Origin of the sequence: Streptomyces sp. H27-H5 (assembly GCF_026627505.1) — a bacterium.
GTDB lineage: Bacteria > Actinomycetota > Actinomycetes > Streptomycetales > Streptomycetaceae > Streptomyces.
On sequence record NZ_JAPNLK010000013.1, the window covers coordinates 75,499 to 90,036 of the forward strand.

Annotated in this window: 13 protein-coding genes and 2 tRNA genes; 8 read left to right on the top strand and 7 right to left on the bottom strand. The window is 72.4% G+C overall.

Translation table 11 applies throughout. The features are described 5' to 3' along the window. Positions 1-113 precede the first annotated feature (113 nt). The gene (locus OTB19_RS08775; RefSeq protein ID WP_267797479.1) at positions 114-1,778 is read left to right on the top strand and encodes a hypothetical protein; all 1,665 of its coding nucleotides are present in this window, start codon (positions 114-116) and stop codon (positions 1,776-1,778) included. Between the two features lie 89 nt (positions 1,779-1,867). Here the strand turns inward: OTB19_RS08775 and OTB19_RS08780 are convergent, their stop codons facing one another. Continuing rightward, positions 1,868-2,428: an HIT family protein gene (locus tag OTB19_RS08780; protein ID WP_053676661.1), complete on the bottom strand. Its 561-nt coding sequence runs from the start codon at positions 2,426-2,428 to the stop codon at positions 1,868-1,870. Between the two features lie 67 nt (positions 2,429-2,495). On the opposite strand from OTB19_RS08780, the gene OTB19_RS08785 reads away from it, so the two are divergent. Then, on the top strand, positions 2,496-3,185 hold the full coding sequence (locus OTB19_RS08785; protein ID WP_267797480.1) for a potassium channel family protein: 690 nt from the start codon (positions 2,496-2,498) through the stop codon (positions 3,183-3,185). Between the two features lie 13 nt (positions 3,186-3,198). Here the strand turns inward: OTB19_RS08785 and thrS are convergent, their stop codons facing one another. Next, positions 3,199-5,175 carry a threonine--tRNA ligase gene (thrS, locus tag OTB19_RS08790; RefSeq protein WP_267797481.1) on the bottom strand — a complete coding sequence of 659 codons (1,977 nt, stop codon included), beginning with the start codon at positions 5,173-5,175 and terminating at the stop codon, positions 3,199-3,201. A 169-nt stretch (positions 5,176-5,344) separates the two neighbouring features. Between thrS and OTB19_RS08795 the strand changes: the two genes are divergently transcribed. The 4 genes from OTB19_RS08795 (at position 5,345) to OTB19_RS08810 (ending at position 8,520) form a co-directional block, all read left to right on the top strand. Then, complete coding sequence (locus tag OTB19_RS08795; RefSeq protein WP_267797482.1) at positions 5,345-5,827, top strand: GNAT family N-acetyltransferase; 483 nt, start codon at positions 5,345-5,347, stop codon at positions 5,825-5,827. Between the two features lie 31 nt (positions 5,828-5,858). Beyond that, positions 5,859-6,425: a TetR/AcrR family transcriptional regulator gene (locus OTB19_RS08800; protein WP_267797483.1), complete on the top strand. Its 567-nt coding sequence runs from the start codon at positions 5,859-5,861 to the stop codon at positions 6,423-6,425. 138 nt (positions 6,426-6,563) lie between these two features. Beyond that, entirely contained in the window at positions 6,564-7,022 is a 459-nt protein-coding gene (locus OTB19_RS08805; RefSeq protein WP_267797484.1) for an SRPBCC family protein, read from the top strand. An 85-nt stretch (positions 7,023-7,107) separates the two neighbouring features. Continuing rightward, positions 7,108-8,520, top strand: a complete 1,413-nt coding sequence (locus OTB19_RS08810) for a carotenoid oxygenase family protein (protein WP_267797485.1) — start codon at positions 7,108-7,110, stop codon at positions 8,518-8,520. Between the two features lie 9 nt (positions 8,521-8,529). On the opposite strand, the gene OTB19_RS08815 is transcribed toward OTB19_RS08810, so the two are convergent. Together OTB19_RS08815 and OTB19_RS08820 are read right to left on the bottom strand one after the other, a co-directional pair. After that, on the bottom strand, positions 8,530-9,747 hold the full coding sequence (locus OTB19_RS08815) for a hypothetical protein (protein WP_267797486.1): 1,218 nt from the start codon (positions 9,745-9,747) through the stop codon (positions 8,530-8,532). Next, entirely contained in the window at positions 9,747-10,337 is a 591-nt protein-coding gene (locus tag OTB19_RS08820; RefSeq protein ID WP_267797487.1) for a DUF4365 domain-containing protein, read from the bottom strand. The genes OTB19_RS08815 and OTB19_RS08820 overlap by 1 nt, the downstream gene beginning before the upstream one ends. Before the next feature lie 207 nt (positions 10,338-10,544). Here OTB19_RS08820 and OTB19_RS08825 point away from each other — a divergent pair, with 207 nt between their 5' ends. Continuing rightward, on the top strand, positions 10,545-11,270 hold the full coding sequence (locus OTB19_RS08825) for a 3'-5' exonuclease (RefSeq protein ID WP_053684397.1): 726 nt from the start codon (positions 10,545-10,547) through the stop codon (positions 11,268-11,270). A gap of 52 nt (positions 11,271-11,322) precedes the next feature. Here OTB19_RS08825 and OTB19_RS08830 read toward each other — a convergent pair. After that, positions 11,323-11,394 (bottom strand) — tRNA-Val (locus OTB19_RS08830). Between the two features lie 174 nt (positions 11,395-11,568). Here OTB19_RS08830 and OTB19_RS08835 point away from each other — a divergent pair. Next, positions 11,569-13,902 (top strand): SCO7613 C-terminal domain-containing membrane protein, encoded by a 2,334-nt coding sequence (locus tag OTB19_RS08835; RefSeq protein ID WP_267797488.1) that lies wholly within the window; start codon positions 11,569-11,571, stop codon positions 13,900-13,902. Between the two features lie 59 nt (positions 13,903-13,961). Here OTB19_RS08835 and OTB19_RS08840 read toward each other — a convergent pair. Together OTB19_RS08840 and OTB19_RS08845 are read right to left on the bottom strand one after the other, a co-directional pair. Beyond that, positions 13,962-14,033: transfer RNA gene (locus OTB19_RS08840), tRNA-Val, on the bottom strand. Positions 14,034-14,089: 56 nt separating this feature from the next. Further along, the gene (locus tag OTB19_RS08845) at positions 14,090-14,527 is read right to left on the bottom strand and encodes a TIGR02611 family protein (protein ID WP_267797489.1); all 438 of its coding nucleotides are present in this window, start codon (positions 14,525-14,527) and stop codon (positions 14,090-14,092) included. Between the last annotated feature and the right edge of the window lie 11 nt (positions 14,528-14,538).

Below are 14,538 nucleotides of genomic sequence, written 5' to 3' on the forward strand. Positions count from 1 at the left end.
GGCGGTATTTCCCTGTCCCATGACCATGGGGCAGGCTGCGCCGATAGGCTTTTCGGCGGCGCGGGGCAGGACGACGGCCGGCGCGAGCCGGCAGTGGGCACAGGCGCACGGTGATGGGGGCAACGGTGGCGGACGACGGTTTCGACTTCAGGCCCGGGGCGCAGGTTCCGCTCCAGGGAGGCGGTGGGCAGACCGCCGCGACCAACGCGTTGGCCTCCGCCGCGTACCGCGACGGCAAACTGGAGGAGATCCTCAAGGCCAACAACGACCTCCACGAGTCGAAGGTCAAGGCCCCCAGGATCTCCCTCTTCGAACCCAACCTGGGCGAGGCCTTCTGCCGCGCGGTCGAGGCGCGCACCCTCGGCGCCGGCCGCAAGCCGCTCATCCAGTCCTTCGGCGCCGACCCGCAGACCGTCGTCGAGCACTGCCTGGCCGCGTCCCGCATCCGCAAGGAGCGCGACCGCAAGCTGCGCATGATCGTGCTGGTGTGCGGGGTGCTCTTCCTGCCCGGGCTGCTGCTGTGGCTGGGCCTGTTCCAGCTCCGCAAGTCCCTGGGCAAGGGCGAGGGCAAGCGGTCGTGGCTGGTCACCGCCCTGCTCGTGGGTGTCGCCGTCGTGGTGGCGGTGTTGATGTTCCGGCTGCCCTTCACCGGGTTCCTCGGGATATACCTGCGCGCGATGATCATCGCTCCGGCGCTGGGCTGGTTCCTGGCCCGCCGGATCTGCGAGGCCACCGCCGTCGACATGCGGTCCCGCTGGGACGGGCTGCTGGGCGGCGGGGGCGTGGCCGCCAAGATCCCCGAGGCGGTGCCGGGCAACCCCGACGAGAAGGCCCGCGAGGACCTGCGCCGCCAGTTGGCGAAGCTCACCGCCGAGGACCGCAGCAACTCCGCCTTCTACGCCGGCCCCAAGGGGATCCTCGGCATGGGCACCCGCTGGGGCAGTTGGCAGATGGCCGAGGAGCTGACCCCGAGGACCGAGGGCGCCGACATCCACCCGTTCCGCAGTTGGGACGTCATACGCGCGATCGACACTCAGCTCCGCAAGCTGGAGCGCGGCCCGCTGCACACCGGGGGCTTCCCGACCGCGTCGATCCAGCACTGGATCGTCACCCCGATCGGCGAGGGCGCGGCCGAGGTGGCCCGGCCCACCGGCGAGGACGTGGACACCTTCCTGGTGAAGCCGCACGAGATCACCCGGATCTGCAACGAGCAGCAGTTCAGTGCCGGCAACCGGCACTACCTGGGCATCCAGTACCCGCTCTGGGACGGGCAGCTCGTCATCACCATGCTGGTCACCGTCACGGTGCTCTACAAGACCCTGCGGGTGGACGTCACCGCCCACTCCCTGGGCCCCGTGCACGGTCTGTTCACCACGAAGTCCGCGCCCAAGACGGTCGAGGTGGCCAAGTCCGTCCGCTTCTGGGAGACGGTGGAGCAACAGCTCCCGCTGGTGGACGCGACGGAGGTGGTCCGCCTGGCCGTGCGCGCCTCGCTGACCTGGTACCCGCCGGTCCTGGAGTACTTCGGCGGCAAGCTGATCCTGCCCGAGCCGTTCGGGTTGCGGCACGTGTGGGCCGGCTCGATGTGGCGCCACCGCTTCATGGCGGACGACGCCCTGCGCACGGTGGCCCCGGTCCTGCGGTCGGTGCACACCGCCGCGTTCAAGGTCCTGGAGGAGAACGGCGTGGACACCGACCGCTTCACCAACCGCTCCTCGATCATGAGCGGCCTGATCCAGGAGCCTTCGCCGCGCAAGGCCGACGTCTACGACGCGTAGGGCCGGGGGCCGCGAAGCGTCGGCCCGGGCGGGTCCACGAGGCGTGGGCCGGGCGGCGCGGGCCGTCCGGCCCGGCCGTCGGCTGCGTCTCAGTCGGTGGGCCAGGCGTCCGCGAGCATCTGGCGGGTGTCCGCGAGCAGTTGCGGGAGCACCTTGGTGTGGCCGACGACCGGCATGAAGTTCGTGTCCCCGCCCCAGCGCGGCACGATGTGTTGGTGCAGGTGCGCGGCGATGCCGGCGCCGGCCGCCGCGCCCTGGTTCATGCCGATGTTGAATCCGTGCGCCCCGGACGCCTTGCGCAGGGCGGTCATGGCCCGCTTGGTCAGGTCGGCGAGCTCGGCGGTCTCGGCGGCGTCGAGTTCCGTGTAGTCGGCGACGTGCCGGTACGGGACGACCATCAGGTGGCCACCGTTGTACGGGTACAGGTTGAGCACGGCGTAGACGTGCCTGCCCCGGGCGACCACGAGCCCATCCTCATCCGACATGTCCGGAATCCCGCAGAAGGGACACCCGTCCCCGGCCTCCGGACCAGTCGGCTTGTTCTCCCCCTGGATGTAGGCCATCCGGTGGGGCGTCCACAGACGCTGGAACGCGTCCTGCGTGCCCACACCGATCTGCTGCTCCGGCTCAATCGTCATGGGATGCAGCATATGACCTTGCCCCCGCGGGGCGTGTCGCCGGGGCGAAGACGGGCACCTCCGCCACGATGCTGGGCACATGCACCCCGATGTCGAGCCCCGCGACAAGGCCTGGGAACGCCGGACCGAGCTGCCGCTGTTCTACGCCTCCCTGATCTTCATCGCGGGATACGCGGTCCGCGTCCTCGCCCACAAGGCGGACCACATCTGGCGGGACATCGCCGGGCTGCTGGTCCTGCTGATGTGGGTCTGCTTCATCGTCGACTACGTGGTCCGGCTGGTGCTCAGCCGCCAGAAGCCGCACCGCTTCGTCCGGCTCCACTGGCTGGACACCCTGGTGGTCATCCTGCCGCTGCTGCGGCCCCTGCGGATGGTCAAGGTCCACGACGCCGTCCAGGCCAGGCAGAACCGCCCGCGCCGCGGGCTGTACGAGCGGGTGATCACGTACGCCGGGCTCTCGGCGGTCCTGCTCGGCTTCTCGGGGGCGCTGTGCGTCTACCACGAGGAGCGGCTGATCCCCGGCTCCACGATCCGCACCTTCGGGGACTCGCTGTGGTGGGTGAGCCAGACGCTGACGACGGTGGGCTACGGGGACATCACCCCGGTGTCCCCGGTGGGGCGGCTGATCGCGGTCGTGATGATGGTCTTCGGCGTGGCCCTGCTGGGCGCGGTGACCGGTTCGTTCTCGTCCTGGCTGATCCAGGTCTTCCGCCGGGAGGACGAGAAGGGGCCCCCCGGGAACGAGAGTTCCCGGGAGACCCCTTCCTGACGTGCTCGGTCGGTCAGACCTGGACGCGGTCCGCGACGACCTTGGCCAGCTTGGCCAAGGCCTCGTCCTTGGCCACGCCGTTCTCCTGAGAACCGTCGCGGTAGCGGAAGGAGACGGTGCCGGCGGCCATGTCCTCGTCACCGACGATGATCATGAACGGGACCTTGAGCTTCTGGTGGTTGCGGATCTTCTTCTGCATCCGGTCCGAGGAGGCGTCGACCTCGACGCGCAGCCCCTGCTTCTTCGCCTCGGCGGCGAACTCCTGCAGGTACTCCACGTGCCCGTCGCCGATCGGGATGCCGACGGCCTGGACGGGGGCCAGCCACGGCGGCATGGCGCCCGCGTAGTGCTCCAGCAGCACGGCGAAGAAGCGCTCGATGGAACCGAAGAGCGCTCGGTGGATCATGACCGGGCGCTGACGGGAGCCGTCGGGGCCGGTGTACTCCAGGTTGAAGCGCTCCGGCAGGTTGAAGTCGAGCTGCACGGTTGACATCTGCCAGGTACGGCCGATCGCGTCACGGCACTGGACGGAGATCTTCGGACCGTAGAACGCGGCGCCGCCCGGGTCCGGGACCAGGGGCAGGCCCTGCTTCTCGGCGACCGACTGCAGAACGGCGGTGGCCTCTTCCCAGACCTCGTCCGAGCCGACGAACTTCTCCGGGTCCTTGGTCGACAGCTCCAGGTAGAAGTCGGTCAGACCGTAGTCGCGGAGCAGGTTCAGCACGAAGGTGAGGGTGCGGTCGAGCTCCTCCGCCATCTGCTCCTTGGTGCAGTAGATGTGCGCGTCGTCCTGGGTGAAGCCGCGCGAACGGGTCAGGCCGTGCACCACGCCGGACTTCTCGTACCGGTACACGGTGCCGAACTCGAAGAGGCGCAACGGCAGTTCGCGGTAGGAGCGGCCGCGCGCGTCGAAGATCAGGTTGTGCATCGGGCAGTTCATGGGCTTGAGGTAGTAGTCGGTACCACCGTCGAGCTGCATGGGGGGGTACATGCCCTCCGCGTACCAGTCCAGGTGACCGCTCTTCTCGAAGAGGGCACCCTTGGTGGCGTGCGGGGTGTAGACGAACTCGTAGCCCTCTTCCTCGTGGCGCTTGCGCGAGTAGTCCTCCATGGTGCGGCGGATGACGCCGCCCCGCGGGTGGAAGACGGCCAGGCCGGAGCCGATCTCGTCCTGTACGGAGAACAGGTCGAGCTCGGTGCCGAGGCGGCGGTGGTCGCGCTTCTCGGCCTCGGCGAGGAAGTCGAGGTGGGCCTTCAGCTCGTCCTTCGACGGCCACGCGGTGCCGTAGATGCGCTGGAGCATCGGGTTCTTCTCGCTGCCGCGCCAGTAGGCGGCCGCGTTGCGCATGAGCTTGAAGGCGGGGATGTTGCGGGTGGTGGGCAGGTGGGGACCGCGACAGAGGTCCTTCCAGCACAGCTCGCCGGTCTTGCCGTCGAGGTTGTCGTAGATGGTCAGCTCGCCGCCGCCCACCTCGACGTTCGCACCGTCGTCGGTCGAGGCCGAACCCTTGATGCCGATGAGTTCCAGCTTGTACGGCTCGTCCGCGAGCTCCTCGCGGGCCGCCTCGTCGGTGACCACGCGGCGGGCGAACTTCTGCCCGCGCTTCTGGATCTCCTGCATCTTCTTTTCGATGGCCTTGAGGTCATCGGGGGTGAAGGGGCGGGCGACGTCGAAGTCGTAGTAGAAGCCGTCGCGGACCGGCGGGCCGATGCCGAGCTTGGCCTCGGGGAAGAGCTCTTGCACGGCCTGCGCCATGACGTGCGCGGTCGAGTGGCGCAGGATGTTCAGGCCGTCCTCGGAGGAGATCTCCACCGGTTCGACGGTCTCGCCGTCCTGCACCTCGTACGCGAGGTCCTTCAGCTCCCCCGCGATGCGCGCGGCGACGATGGTGCGCTCGCCGGCGAAGAGCTCCGCCGCCGTAGTGCCCGTGGCCACCACGCGCTCGTCCCGCTCGGAATCGCGTTGGATGATCACACGGACGTCTGACACCGGTCTCTCCTGACTCAGGGGGTGCGCGAGCGAACACTGCGCGCCTGAATCGTACCGAGCCGGGGGGCGCCACCGTTAAACGGTTGTTCGCCGGAGCCGGACGCCCACCTCGGCGATGACCGGCCGGGGTACCGTTTCGCCGCGTCCCGACCCCCTGGAGCGAACCGCCATGCCGCACGTGCTCGTCCGCCCGCTGGACCTCACCGACGACCCCACCGCCGCCGCCGTCCACCGCGTGGGTCGGGCGGCGTACGCCGTGGAGGCCGCGCTCATCGGCTTCGACGGCATCCCCGCCCTACGGGAGAGCCTCGACGAGATGCGGGAGCGGCCCCTGCACTGGATCGGCGCCGTCGCGCCGGACGGCGCGATCGCCGGGTTCCTCGCGTGGGAGGACGCGGAGGACGGCGGCGTGTGCGTCGACCGGTTGTGCGTGGATCCGGCCTGGTTCCGCCGGGGCATCGCCTCGCTGCTGTGCGCGCGGACCCCGGCCGACCGGCCCGTCACCGTCACCACCGGCGCCGCGAACGCGCCCGCCGTGGCCCTGTACGAACGCCTCGGCTTCCTGCGCGGCGAGGACTTCGAGCCCGTCCCGGGGCTGCGGATGGCCTCGTTCTCCCGGAATCCCGCTCCCTGCGCTCCTCCGAACCGTTGACATCCAAAAGTGTGAGTGGTTTATTACTCACATGAACACGGAACGACGTCGACAGCTCTCCTCCGCGGAGGAACGCCGGGACACGGTGCTGCGCACGGCCATCGGGGCCTTCGCCTCGCGCGGCTACTTCGGCACCACGACCACGGAGGTGGCCAAGGCCGCCGGCATCTCGCAGTCGTACGTCTACCGGCTCTTCCCCAACAAGGAGGCGCTGTTCACGGCGGTCGTCGACCACTGCTTCACCCGGGTGCGGGCCAGCCTGGAGGAGGGTGCGGCGAACGCCGGGGGCAGTGCGCCCGAGGCGGTGCTGAGCGCCATGGGCGACGCCTACGCCCACCTGATCGCGGACAAGGACCTACTGCTCGTCCTCACCCACGCCCAGGCGGCGGCGGTGTCGGAGGACGCGGTCCGCGACGCCGTCCGGGCCGGCTACGCCCGTCTCGTGGAGTACGTGCGCGGCGCCTCGGGCGGCAGCGAACCGGAAGTGCAGCAGTTCTTCGCGATCGGCATGCTCTGCCACCTGCTGGTCTCGATGGACACGCAGGCCGTGGACGCGCCGTGGACACGAACCCTCTCGGCCGGCGTCCGACACTACTGACGACGCGGGGCGGACACGAGGACGAACGACGGAACAGGGCGGGCCCCGGAGCCCGCCCTTCTTCCGGCCCAAAGAGTGAGTGGTCAACCACACACACTATTCACGATCCCCTCCCGACCGAACTCAGGAGCACCCGTCATGACCACGAACCACACCCGCCCCACCACGACCGACGAGCACGCCCCCGCCGTCGTCCAACTGGAGACCACCGTCGCGGCCCCCCTCGCCACGGTGTGGGCCCTGCACAGCGACATCGCCGGCTGGTCCGACTGGCACACCGGCATCGACCGCGTCGAGTTCGTGGGCCCCCTGGTCGCGGGCACCCGTTTCCGCTGGCTCACCCACGGGCTCGACATCACCTCGACCGTCCTCGACGTGACGCCCGGTGAGCGGATCGCCTGGGGCGGCCCCGCCCACGGGATCGACGGAGTGCACGTCTGGACCTTCCACGAGAGCGCCGAGGGAGTCACCGTCCGCACCGAGGAGTCCTGGGCCGGCGCCCCCGTCGAGGCACGCCCCGCCGAACTGGGCGCGGCTCTGCGCCAGTCGCTGGAGGAGTGGCTCCACCTCCTCAAGACCACCGCCGAAGCCCGCTGAAGCCGACCGAACACCCCCGCCACCGCCCCGCCCCACCCTCCGAAAGCCGAGGCCCACCGTGCGGACCAGCCAGGAAGTGAAGACGATGACCACCACGAAGAAGCCCTACCTGACGGGCCACTACGCCCCCGTGGTCGACGAGATCACCGCGACAGACCTGACGGTGGAGGGGACCCTCCCGCCCGAGCTGACCGGCCGGCTGCTCCGCAACAGCCACAACCCCAAGCCCGGCATCACCCCCACCCACTGGTTCAAGGGCAGCGGCATGGTCCACGGCATCCGGCTGCGCGACGGCCGCGCCGAGTGGTACCGCAACCGCTGGGTGCACACCCCCGCCCTGGACGGCGCCCCCTGCATGACCGAGCACGGCCCCGACCTGACCGCGAGCACCGCGGGCGCCCACGTGATCGAGCACGCCGGACGACTGCTGGCCCTCAGCGAGGCCGCACTGCCCTTCGAGCTCACCGCCGACCTGGAGACCGTGGGTGCCTACGACTTCGGCGGCAAGCTGACGTCGGCGATGACCGCCCACCCCAAGGAGGACCCCGTCACCGGGGAGCTCCACTTCTTCGCCTCCTCCCCCTTCCCGCCGTTCCTGATCCACCACGTGGCCTCGGCCGACGGGAAGGTCCTCGACAGTCGGGAAGTGCCGGGGGCGAGCGCGGCGCTGAAGCACGACTTCGCGCTGACCGCGCACCACGTCGTCTTCCTGGAGGGATCGGTGACCTTCGATCCCTCCGAGCACTCCGGCATCCCGTACGGCTGGAGCGAGGACCAGGTCTCCCGGATCGGGGTGATGCCCCGGGGCGCGGGCGGCGCGGCCCGGATCCGCTGGTTCGAGATCGCCCCCGGCTACGGCATGCACTTCGCCAACGCGTACGAGGACGCGCACGGCCGGATCGTGGTGGAGGGCCCGACCGTCGGCCGTGCGGGCTGGCAGCGCTCCTGGAACTGGTGGGTGGGCGCCCCCGATCGCGGCGCCGAGCCCAACTCCGGCTCCCGCAACCGCCGCTGGACCGTCGACCTGGCCGCCGGGAGGGTCACCGAGGAGCAGACGGACGACCTGACCGTGGAGTTCCCCACCATCAACGACGCCTACCTGGGCCGGGAACACCGCTACCAGTACGCTCTGTCCTTCCCGGACGACCTCGGCGTCGGCAACCACGGTCTGGTCAAGTACGACCGCAGCACCGGCGGCCGCCAGGTCCTGCCCTTCGGTACCGGCCGGCTGCCCGGCGAGGCCGTGTTCGTGCCGGCCGCCGAGGCGGGCCCCGGCGACGAGGACGCGGGTTACCTGCTGACCGTGGTCAGCGATCTGAACGCCGACGCCTCGCAGTTGCTCGTCCTGGACGCGACCGACCTCGCCCTCCCGCCGGTCGCCACCGTCCACCTCCCCCGCCGGGTCCCCGCCATGATCCACGGGTCCTGGATCCCCGACGCCGAAGCGCCGGCGGCGTCCTGGGTCCTGTCGTCAAAGTGGGGCCAGGCGAGACTTTGACGACAGGGCCTAGTCGTCGCAGGGGAGCACCTCCGACGGGTCGAAGGCCTCGTCGAGCGACTTCATCAGCCGGTCCCGTTCGACCTCGTCGAGCGGGACCGGCCGCACGTCCACCGCGTCCGTCAGCCTGCGGAACCCGCCCCGCCGCTGGAGCCGCCCGCTGACCCGGACCGGCAGTCCCACCAGGTGAGCGTGCCCGGCGACCCGGTACGACTCCTCGTCCAGGGCGGCCCGTACGTACGGCACCTCCGCCCCCGACAGCACCCGCAGCCGCACCGTCCCGCCGCCGCCCGCCGCCGAGCGCCGCATCCGGACCACGGCCCCGGCCAACCGGACGGGGATCGCCGGTTCCTCCCGGGTGTACCGGGCGGCCGCCTCGCGCAGCACGGGCAGGTCGCCCGGGGAGAACTCCACCGCCTCCGGCCGGGTCGCGCACCCCGCCGGGACTCCCGCCGCCGGAGCCCAGGCCAGCGCGATCCGGGCCCCCTCCGAGCCGCGTACGAGGGTGATCAGGGCGTCGGCGAGTTCCCGGCTGACGCCGGCCTCCACCGCCGCGTCGAAGGCCTCCATGCCGCCGGTGGCGCGCCGGTAGTCCACCGCCTCGCGGGCCGCGTGCAGCGCGTGGTGCAGCCGGGTCGTGATGCCCCTCCCGCCGTCCACCGGGACGTACGCGGCGAGTCGCCGGCCGCCGGGCGAGGGTCCCACCAGCACCCCGTCCAGGGCCCGTTCGACCTGCGCCCGGTGCCGCGCCCCGTAGTAGCCGGCGCGGGCGTGCGCCGCCAAGGCGCCGGCGAGCAGGAGTTGACGGGCCGCCGAGCGGAGTTGCTCCTGTACGGGCCAGGCCTCCGCGCCCTGCGCCGGGTACGTCCCCTCGGGGAACTCGCGTTCCCAGCGGATCTCGTCGCTCGGCATGCTCAACCCGAACAGCACCTCCCGGGCCGAGGGCAGCCCGCTGCACGCCAACGCGGTCAACGCCTCGTCCAGCAGGTCCGCGCAGTCGGGGAAGGTCCGGCTCTCGGGGACGAGCAGGCTGGTGCCCGGGTGCCCGGGCGGCGTCCACCTCCCGTACCGACCGGCGGCCCCGCCGCGCCGCAGCCAGCCGTGCCGGTGCAGCAGCGCGCCGAGCACGGCGGGGTCGACCTTCGCGGGATCGGGCGTGGCGGCGACCGCGTACGCGGTGGGATCCGGGGGCGTCAGCGGCTCCGGGCGCGGTGAGTACCGTTCCATCAAGGTGTCCCTCCCGACCCGACCCGGGTCATGATCTCGCACAGCGCCCGATCGTCGAAGATCCGCGTGGTCGGGATCCGCACGGTGGTCCGGCGCCGGCCGGTCACGGGCTGTCCGGCGAGGTTGGTCCAGTAGCAGCAGTGCCGCAGGTCGAGCCGGTCGTGTCCGGCGGCCAGCCACTGTTCACGCTCCCTCGGTACGAGCATCACCACGAGGATCTTGTGGACGGCGACGGGAGTGCGCGCCAGCTTCACGAGGTGGTCGTTGTCGAGGGTGAAGCCGAAGGTGGCCCCGGCCGGCCGCGGCGGTGTCTGGTAGGTCGCCTTCAACTGCACCTTGATGGTGACCTCGTCGTCGACGACGTGCTCGGGCGCGCCGTGGCTGACGTGCCAGTCGATGCCGTTGTCCGGGAAGGGCTGGGACAACGAGCAGCCGGCGGCGGCCGCGACGGCGTGCAGGTATCCCACCTGGAGGGTCTCCATGCAGGCGGTGGTGGCGAGTGTGCCGCGCAGCGGTCCGGTCCCCGCGTCCGGCCGAGGACCGATCCGCGCCGGCGGCACCCCGAGCGGTTCGGGCTGTGTGAGCGCCATGGCCGGCTCCCCATGCCTTCCGGGCTCCGCAGAGTGAGGGTGTCGGGGTGACGACCGGTCATGCGTGCGTTCCCCCAGGGAAGTTGTCTCCGTAGCAGACGAGTCGCAAACGGCGTACGGGGCAAACAGCCCGGGTATCACCGATTCGGGCAAGGGCGGCGTGAACCGGGTGCGCCCCACCTGCCGACCGGGGACGAGGAGTTCGCCATGACACGCTGGTATGAGGGCCCGCTGGCCGCATTCGACACGGAGACCACCGGAGTGGACGTCGAGCAGGACCGGATCGTGTCCGCCGCGCTCGTCGTGCAGGAGTGTGCGGGCGGTCGTGTCCGCTCCACGCGCTGGCTGGTCAATCCCGGCGTCCCGGTACCCCCGGGCGCCACGGAAGTGCACGGTCTGACCGACGAGCACCTCCAGCGCCACGGCCGGTGGCCGGCGCCGGTGGTGGAGGAGATAGCCCGCGCGCTGGCGGAGCAGCAGGTGGCGGGCCGGCCGGTGGTGGTGATGAACGCGCCCTTCGATCTGACGCTGTTGGACCGGGAGTTGCGCCGGCACCGGGCGTCGTCGCTGGGGCGCTATCTGGACAACCGACCGCTGACCGTGCTGGATCCGCGGGTGTTGGACAAGCACCTGGACCGCTACCGCAAGGGTCGTCGGACGCTCACGGACCTGTGCGAGCACTACGGAATAGAGCTGGAGGGGGCCCACGACGCGTCGGCGGACGCCCTGGCCTCGCTGGAGGTCGTCCGGGCGGTCGGGCGCCGGTTCGCGGGCCGGCTGGAGCGGCTGACGCCGGCCGAGCTGCACACGCTCCAGGCGGTGTGGCACGCGGCGCAGGCGCGGGGGCTCCAGGCCTGGTTCGCCCGCCAGGGCACTCCGGAGTCGGTGGATCCGCACTGGCCGTTGCGGCCGGAACTGGGGGCCGCGGCCTGACGGCCGGGAATGCGGAAGGCCGGTCCGTCTGTGACGGACCGGCCTGTCCCGGTGGGCGATACTGGGATCGAACCAGTGACCCCTTCGGTGTGAACGAAGTGCTCTCCCGCTGAGCTAATCGCCCGGGAACGGACTGAACAATACAAGAGCCTCGGGGTCTGTTCAAACCGCTTCCGATCGGGCCCCTGGCCGGCCGCTCCCGGCGCCCGGCCCCCTGTTCCGCGCACCGGGGTACTCAGGCGGATCTGAGTACGCCCGCCCATGTCCCGGCCGCGTGTCGGGCACCACACTCCGATACATGAACACGCCCCTGTCGCCCGCCGAGGAACTGGCGCTCATCGCCGGCGAACTCGCCCGACTCGACGCCCGTCGGGCCCATCTGACGGCACGCCGCGACTGGTTGCTGCGCCTGCCCCCGACCCCGTGGCCGGCGGCGCCCGCGCCCGCGCCGCCCTCGCTCCCCGTCAAGGACGCCTCGGGGCGGGGCGCTCAGAACGTGCTGCTGACGTTGGGCGCGGTGCTGCTCTCGGTGGCCGCGCTCGCCTTCACGCTCGTCAGCTGGGGTTCCCTGGGCATCGCCGGGCGCGCCGCGGTGCTGGCCGCGGTGACGGCGGGGGCGCTCGTCGCGCCGCTGTCGCTATTGCGTCGCGGGCTGCGGTCCACGGCCGAGTCGGTCGCCGCGCTGGGGTTGTTGCTGACGGTGTTGGACGCGTACGCGGTGCACGCCGTCGGGATGTCGACCGTCGACGGCACCGCGTACGCGGCGGGTGCGGCCGGCGTCCTGGCGGCGCTCTGGGCCGGGTACGGGTTCGCGTTGCCCCGGCTGCGGCTGCCGCTGCCCGTCGCCGTGGCGGCGGCGCAGCTCCCGCTGCCGCTGGCGGCGCTCGCCTCCGCGGCGGACCCGATGGGGCTCGGCTGGGCGCTCCTGGCGACGGCCGCGCTCGACGTGGTCGCGGCGATGACGGTGCCCCGGGCACGGGCCGCGTGGCCGGCGGGGGCCGTGCTGGGCGTGGCCGCTCTGGCAGTCGGGTGCGTGGAGTCGGCGGCCGACCCGGGCGCGCCGGCTCCGGCGCTGCTGCTCGCGGCGGGTGCGGCGCTCGGCGTGGCCGTGGCCTGGCGGGTGCCCCGGGCCTCCGCCGCCGCGCTCGCGGGCGGTCTGGCCGCGGTGGTGGCGGTGGGCGGCCCGCTCTCCCCGCGCTGGGACACGGGCTGGGCGGTGCCGGCGCACCTGGCGGCGGCCCTGGTCCTGACCCTGCCGGCGGCGTCGGGGGCGGCCTCGGTCCCGGCGGCGGTGCGCCGCGGCCTGGTCCGCGCGGGGCTGGGCGTGGCCGCGGTGGCGGCGCTCTGGGCGCTGGCGTCGGTGGTCCCGGCGCTGTCGGCCCGGCTGCGGGTGCTCGGCGAGGTGTGGGCGGCGACGACCCCGGAGGTGGATCGACCCGGTACGGGCGCGGCGGTGGCGGTGACGCTGCTGGTGACCGCGGGTGCGGCCGCCCTGGCTGCCCGACTGCTCCCGGCCCGGCCCGAGCCCGGGGTGCTCGCGGTGGCCCTGGGCTGGGCCGGGCTGTTCGCGGCCCCGGTGCTGCTCGGCTTCCCGGTGGCGGCCGTGCTCGTGGCGCAACTGTCGGTGACGGTGGCCGCGGGGGCGCTCGCGCTGCGGGCCCGGCCCGGCGGTTCCGGTCCCGGGATCGCGGCCGCCGCGTGCGCGCTCCTCGGGGCCGGGAACGTGGCTGTGGGGGCGCTGGACGGCCGACTGGCCACGGTCCTGGTGCTGGGGGCCCTGACGGCCGCCGGAGCGGTGGGAGCGGCGTACCGGCCCGCACCCGGGTGGGCGCGGGCCGGGGCCGCGGTGCTCGCCGTGGGTTGGGCCACGGCGCTGGTGGTGGCCCTGTGCGCGCTGTCGGATCTCGCGGTGGTGTGGTGGGCGCCGCCGGTGCTGGCGGCGCCGGCAGCGGTGGTCGCGTTCGGCCCCCGGTGGGGCGCGGTACGGGTTCCCGCCGAGGCCGCGTCGATCGCGTCGGGGGTACTCGCCCTGGGCTTGGCGGCCCCCGACCGGCCGGCGCTGGCCCTGGCGCTGGCCCTGGCCGGGGTGGTGTGCGCGGCCGCGGCGGTCCGTGCGGACCGGCGCCGGCTGGGCTGGGCGGCCTGGGCGCTGTTCGTGGCCGCGACCTGGGTCCGGCTGAGCGCGTCGGGGGTGGCCTGGCCGGAGGCGTACACGTTGCCCGTGACGGTCCCGGCGCTGGTGGTGGGCTTCGTACGGCGGCGCCGGGACCCGGCCGCCTCGTCTTGGACGGCGTACGGGCCCGGACTGGCGGCGACCGGGCTGCCCACCCTGATCGCGGCCTGGGGCGACCCGCACTGGCAGCGGCCGCTGCTGCTGGGTCTGGCGTCACTGGCCCTCACGCTGGTCGGCGCCCGGCAGCGGCTCCAGGCACCGCTGCTGCTGGGCGGGGCGACCCTCGCGGCCGTGGCCCTGCACGAGCTGGCCCCGTACGTGGTCCAGGTCGTTGGCGCGCTGCCCAGGTGGCTGCCGCCGGCGCTGGCCGGCCTGTTGCTGCTGGCGGTGGGGGCGACGTACGAACGGCGGTTGCGCGACGCCCGCCGACTGCGGGCCGCGTTCGGCCGGCTGGGGTGACACGCCCGGGAAACGCCGGAGGCCCGGAGACGGTGAAGTCTCCGGGCCTCTGGTCCGGGTGGGCGATACTGGGTTCGAACCAGTGACCCCTTCGGTGTGAACGAAGTGCTCTCCCACTGAGCTAATCGCCCGGACGCACCGCAAACATTACCGCATGTCAGCGGTGCTCCCCGCCATCAGGGACGGATCACTGGTCCTTGATGTTCCACGGCAGCATCAGGCCGTACTTCCACAGGTAGAAGCCGACCAGCACGCCGGCGATCACGAGGCCGACGCTGGTCAGGATGATGTTGCGGCGGCGCACCTTCGGGTCGAGCGCCTTCTGGGCCGCCTCGGCCACCTTGCGCTTCGTCCAGCGCAGCACGACCTGCGCCCAGGCGAACTCGGTGCCCCAGATGAACAGGCCGGCGAAGATCGCGACCCATCCCGGGCCCGGCAGGACGAGCATCGCCACACCGGCGGCGATGATGGCCAGGCCGACGACGAAGACGCCGACCTGCCAGCTCAGGTGCAGACTGCGCCGGGCCTTGACGAAGGCGGGCGCCCTCGACACGTGCGGCTTCTCGTCCGGTTCCGTCTCACTGGTCGCGGACTCGTGGGTCTCGCGGTCACTCCCCGTATTCATGCCACCGAATC

Bases quoted from the DNA above. Each gene is read 5' to 3' on its own strand.
- OTB19_RS08795 (WP_267797482.1), top strand. From the start codon at position 5,345: ATGCCGCACGTGCTCGTCCGCCCGCTGGACCTCACCGACGACCCCACC.
- OTB19_RS08780 (WP_053676661.1), bottom strand. From the start codon at position 2,428: ATGCTGCATCCCATGACGATTGAGCCGGAGCAGCAGATCGGTGTGGGC.
- OTB19_RS08800 (WP_267797483.1), top strand. From the start codon at position 5,859: ATGAACACGGAACGACGTCGACAGCTCTCCTCCGCGGAGGAACGCCGG.
- OTB19_RS08835 (WP_267797488.1), top strand. From the start codon at position 11,569: ATGAACACGCCCCTGTCGCCCGCCGAGGAACTGGCGCTCATCGCCGGC.
- OTB19_RS08845 (WP_267797489.1), bottom strand. From the start codon at position 14,527: ATGAATACGGGGAGTGACCGCGAGACCCACGAGTCCGCGACCAGTGAG.
- OTB19_RS08785 (WP_267797480.1), top strand. From the start codon at position 2,496: ATGCACCCCGATGTCGAGCCCCGCGACAAGGCCTGGGAACGCCGGACC.
- OTB19_RS08810 (WP_267797485.1), top strand. From the start codon at position 7,108: ATGACCACCACGAAGAAGCCCTACCTGACGGGCCACTACGCCCCCGTG.
- OTB19_RS08820 (WP_267797487.1), bottom strand. From the start codon at position 10,337: ATGGCGCTCACACAGCCCGAACCGCTCGGGGTGCCGCCGGCGCGGATC.
- OTB19_RS08815 (WP_267797486.1), bottom strand. From the start codon at position 9,747: ATGGAACGGTACTCACCGCGCCCGGAGCCGCTGACGCCCCCGGATCCC.
- OTB19_RS08805 (WP_267797484.1), top strand. From the start codon at position 6,564: ATGACCACGAACCACACCCGCCCCACCACGACCGACGAGCACGCCCCC.
- OTB19_RS08825 (WP_053684397.1), top strand. From the start codon at position 10,545: ATGACACGCTGGTATGAGGGCCCGCTGGCCGCATTCGACACGGAGACC.
- OTB19_RS08775 (WP_267797479.1), top strand. From the start codon at position 114: ATGGGGGCAACGGTGGCGGACGACGGTTTCGACTTCAGGCCCGGGGCG.